Origin of the sequence: Thiocapsa sp. (assembly GCF_011390875.1) — a bacterium.
Taxonomy (GTDB): Bacteria; Pseudomonadota; Gammaproteobacteria; order Chromatiales; family Chromatiaceae; genus Thiocapsa.
In genome coordinates this window covers 1-3,903 of the sequence record NZ_JAABRP010000312.1, presented here as the reverse complement: position 1 = coordinate 3,903, position 3,903 = coordinate 1, and the positions used below count along the sequence as shown (strand labels likewise).

Genomic DNA, 3,903 nt, shown 5'->3' with positions numbered 1-3,903 from the left:
CATCGCCAAAGTGCGCGATCAGGTCGGCACCGACGCCGTCCTGCTCGGACTCTCGGGCGGAGTGGATTCCAGCGTCGTCGCCGCGCTGCTTCATCGCGCGATCGGCAGCCAGCTGACCTGCGTCTTCGTCGACAACGGACTGCTGCGGCTCGGCGAGGGCGATCAGGTCATGAGCACCTTCGCGCGCCACATGGGCGTGCGGGTGATCCGGGTCGATGCCGAAGACCGTTTCCTCGGCCGTCTCAAGGGCGTGACCGACCCGGAGCAGAAGCGCAAGATCATCGGCAACACCTTCATCGAGGTGTTCGACGACGAGGCGAGCAAGCTCGCCAACGTTCAGTGGCTCGCCCAGGGCACCATCTACCCGGACGTGATCGAATCCGCCGGGGCCAAGTCGGGCAAGGCCACCGTCATCAAGTCACACCACAACGTGGGTGGCCTGCCGGAGGAGATGAACCTCAAGCTGGTCGAGCCCCTGCGCGAGCTCTTCAAGGACGAGGTCCGCAAGATCGGCATCGAGCTCGGCCTGCCCTCCGAGATGGTCTACCGCCACCCCTTCCCGGGGCCCGGGCTCGGCGTGCGCATCCTTGGCGAGGTCCACAAGGACGACGCGATCACCCTGCGCAAGGCCGACCACATCTTCATCGAAGAGCTGCGCAGGGCCGACCTCTACGATCAGGTCTCCCAAGCCTTCGCCGTCTTCCTGCCGGTGCGCTCCGTGGGCGTCGTCGGCGACAACCGCCAGTACGCGCACGTCATCGCGTTGCGTGCGGTGGAAACGCTCGACTTCATGACCGCGCGCTGGGCACACCTCCCCTACGACTTCCTGGATCTGGTGTGCCGGCGTATCGTCAACGAGGTGCCTGGCGTGTCGCGCGTCGTCTACGACATCACCGGCAAACCGCCGGGCACGATCGAGTGGGAATGACCGCGGGACGTCGAAGGATCTAAGTCAAACAAGACCGGCCGGCGTAGGATGGGTAGAGCACAGCGAAACCCATCATCCCCGCTGCGACGCACGAGAGATGTGTCAAACATTCCGCATCGTGCCCGGCCGTCGGCAAGGGATCGTGATTCGAGTTCTGCTTAGCCCTCGACAAGAACGAACGATCATCCGACCAAACAGTCGACGCGATCCCGCAGACCACTATGCTGACATCCATACAGCTGAACGATTTCAAGAGCTTTCGAGATCAGACGATCCCGCTTGCGCCGCTGACCCTCTTGGTTGGCGCAAACGCCTCGGGGAAGAGCAATCTCTTCGATGCGATTCGGTTTCTTCAGGGCGTCGGCCTCGGTCACCTCTTCACCGAAATACTCCTTCCTCGCTATGAGGGCGGACGGGAAGTCTGGCCGGGGATACGGGGCGGGATTCATGAGGTCGCATTCTGTCACGGCGACAGCTTCGGCCTTTCGACGGATTGGAGCCTTTGTCGTCGTGACCATCTCATGCGGAAGGCAGAGGCCCAGAGATTTGTCGGGGTCTTCGACGATCCCGAGGTGCGGCTCGCCCATCGGATCAAGTGCCGAACCGAGGACCAGGTCGTTCTGATCGACGAACGCCTGACGGATACCGACGAAGGCAACCAGCTCTTTGCAACGGGCGGCTCCAGTCCATCGCGACAGGCCCGCAGCACAAGCATTTTCCCGATCTCGGCCGACCTCATGCCGGAGAACCCCGGAAAACGCCCTACTGCAGTTTGTGACGCCGCCCGCAGTGCCCTCGGTCAGATCGTGACGCTGAGACTTGACGGTGTGCACGATCGCGTTGCAAGAGACTGCGCTAGATTGGCTATTACCATGAGGAGCTCCCTCTTCCTCGATATCAGTCCCGCGCGCATGCGCTCTTATCAAGCCCTTCAGGCCCGGGACCTGGGTGAACAAGGAGAAAATATCTCCCCGGTACTTCGCAGATACTGCCAAGACAGCGACAAAAAAGCCGACCTCATCGATTGGCTTTCCGAGCTTTGCGGACCGGCGATCACCGATATCCGTTTCGACGAAAATGCGCAGCAGGAGGTCATGCTCCAGGTGGTCGAGACGAACGGAATGCCGATCACCGCTCGCAGCCTATCCGACGGGACACTCCGCTTCCTCGGCGTTCTCGCCGCCCTGATCACGGCTCCCGAGGGTTCGATGGTCCTGATCGAGGAGATCGAAAACGGCCTTCACCCGACACGCATTCATCTTCTGGTCGAGCTCTTGGAGCAAGTCACAAGAGATCGCGGTATCCAGGTGCTGGCAACAACCCACTCCCCGTGGCTGCTCCAGCACCTCTGCGACGAGAGCCTCGGCAATGCGGTTGTATTCGGCCGCGTTCCCGAAGAGGAAGGCACAATCGCGCGTCGCCTCAAAGATTTGAAGGATTTCGAAGCGGTTGCCGACCGAACCGCCGTCGACCGCCTGTTCTCGACCGGCTGGCTGGAGCGAGCCTTGTGAAGGTCTTGATCATCCCCGAGGACCCAACCCACGATCAGTACGTTCTCAAACCCGTCGTAGAACGGATCTTCCAAGAGATCGGACGAAAAGTGCGTATCGATGTGTTGGGCGACCCGCATCTTCGGGGCGTCGACCAAGCGCTGGATCGCGAAACGATCACGACAATCATCGACGACAACCCGATGATCGACATCTTCCTATTGATCGTCGATCTCGACTGCAACCGCTATCACAACAGGGAGCGCGCCGATGCTCGCGAGCAAGAACACCGCGGCCGACTCCTGACCTGCCTCGCCGTGCAGGAAGTCGAAGTCTGGTTGCTTGCACTGCACTCGGGACAAATCGGTGGAGCTTGGGCGGAGGTGCGCGCGGACTGCGATCCGAAAGAGCGGTACAGCGATCCTTTTCTCGATGCGCTTGGCAGCGACGGCCCGGGAAAGGGCCGCAAAAAGGCGATGCGGGCGCTGCCTGGAAACTGGTCGCGATTGGTTGGTCTTTGCCCCGAGATCAAGGATCTGCAAGAGCGGCTCGCCGAATGGTCAAGAAGCCGCTTCGATTGACCCATCGATGGATCCTTCGAAAGAGACCGACGACCACTGGATGCAATTGGCCCTGACCCTCGCCGACCGCGCCGCGGCCGAGGGCGAGGTCCCGGTCGGCGCGGTCCTGGTCCTGAACAACGAGCTCATCGGCGAAGGCTGGAACCGACCGATCGGGACTCACGACGCGACCGCGCATGCCGAGATCCAGGCCCTGCGCGATGCCGGGCAACGCCTCGGCAATTACCGCCTCCCCGGCACAACCCTCTACGTCACCCTCGAGCCCTGCGTCATGTGCGCGGGCGCCATCATCCACGCCCGCGTCGGCGAGGTGGTCTTCGGAGCGGCGGATCCGAAGGCGGGCGCCTGCGGGAGCCTCTTCGACATCCTGCCGTCGGACGGACGTTTCAACCATCGCACCGGATGTCGCGGCGGCATCCTCGCCGATGGGTGCGCAGAGACCCTGCGCGGCTTCTTCCAAGCCAGGCGCCAGCGACAGACGATCCCGACGATAGACAAGTAAGGTTCCGCGACTTACACTTAACAGCTTGTCGAAAGCGAGCAATTCGCACGACCGACAATCTCGGAGAGGTGCCGGAGTGGCCGAACGGGCTTGACTCGAAATCAAGAGAAGGCGCAAGCCTTCCGTGGGTTCGAATCCCACCCTCTCCGCCAATCACGCTCGATCGACCGATCGACAACCCGCTCACCGAAGTTGGTTCGACCGCAACCGCCCCCCGCCCCGCCCACCACTCGAACCACGGCCTACGGCGCTTGAACCGGGCTCGCTCGCGTACTCGTGCTCGCCCTGGTCAATCGCGCCACCGCGGAGCCGGTCTTGCGGAATGTCGGCGCCGAAACGCACCTGGCCGCCGACAAGCGCGAGCGGCGTGACGACCGAACCTGCTGCCGGCGGGCGAAAGCG

The 3,903-nt window shown here is 62.6% G+C and carries 4 protein-coding genes, 1 tRNA gene and 1 pseudogene; all 6 read left to right on the top strand.

The genetic code is table 11. From position 1 onward, the window contains the following. Nucleotides 1-928, top strand: a 928-nt coding sequence (guaA, locus tag GPT33_RS17620; RefSeq protein ID WP_296811659.1) for a glutamine-hydrolyzing GMP synthase, incomplete at its 5' end; no start/stop codon positions are given. Between the two features lie 221 nt (nucleotides 929-1,149). Beyond that, a pseudogene (locus tag GPT33_RS18945) lies at nucleotides 1,150-1,269 on the top strand (AAA family ATPase); the annotation flags it as partial. Nucleotides 1,270-1,665: 396 nt separating this feature from the next. Further along, a complete protein-coding gene (locus GPT33_RS17610; protein WP_296811652.1) occupies nucleotides 1,666-2,439 on the top strand; it encodes an AAA family ATPase in 774 nt (257 codons plus the stop codon). Then, entirely contained in the window at nucleotides 2,436-2,999 is a 564-nt protein-coding gene (locus GPT33_RS17605) for a hypothetical protein (RefSeq protein WP_296811650.1), read from the top strand. Before GPT33_RS17610 ends, GPT33_RS17605 begins: the two co-directional genes overlap by 4 nt. A gap of 7 nt (nucleotides 3,000-3,006) precedes the next feature. After that, nucleotides 3,007-3,501 carry a tRNA adenosine(34) deaminase TadA gene (gene tadA, locus GPT33_RS17600; protein WP_296811645.1) on the top strand — a complete coding sequence of 165 codons (495 nt, stop codon included), beginning with the start codon at nucleotides 3,007-3,009 and terminating at the stop codon, nucleotides 3,499-3,501. A 62-nt stretch (nucleotides 3,502-3,563) separates the two neighbouring features. Beyond that, nucleotides 3,564-3,653: transfer RNA gene (locus GPT33_RS17595), tRNA-Ser, on the top strand. The last annotated feature ends 250 nt before the right edge of the window (nucleotides 3,654-3,903 follow it).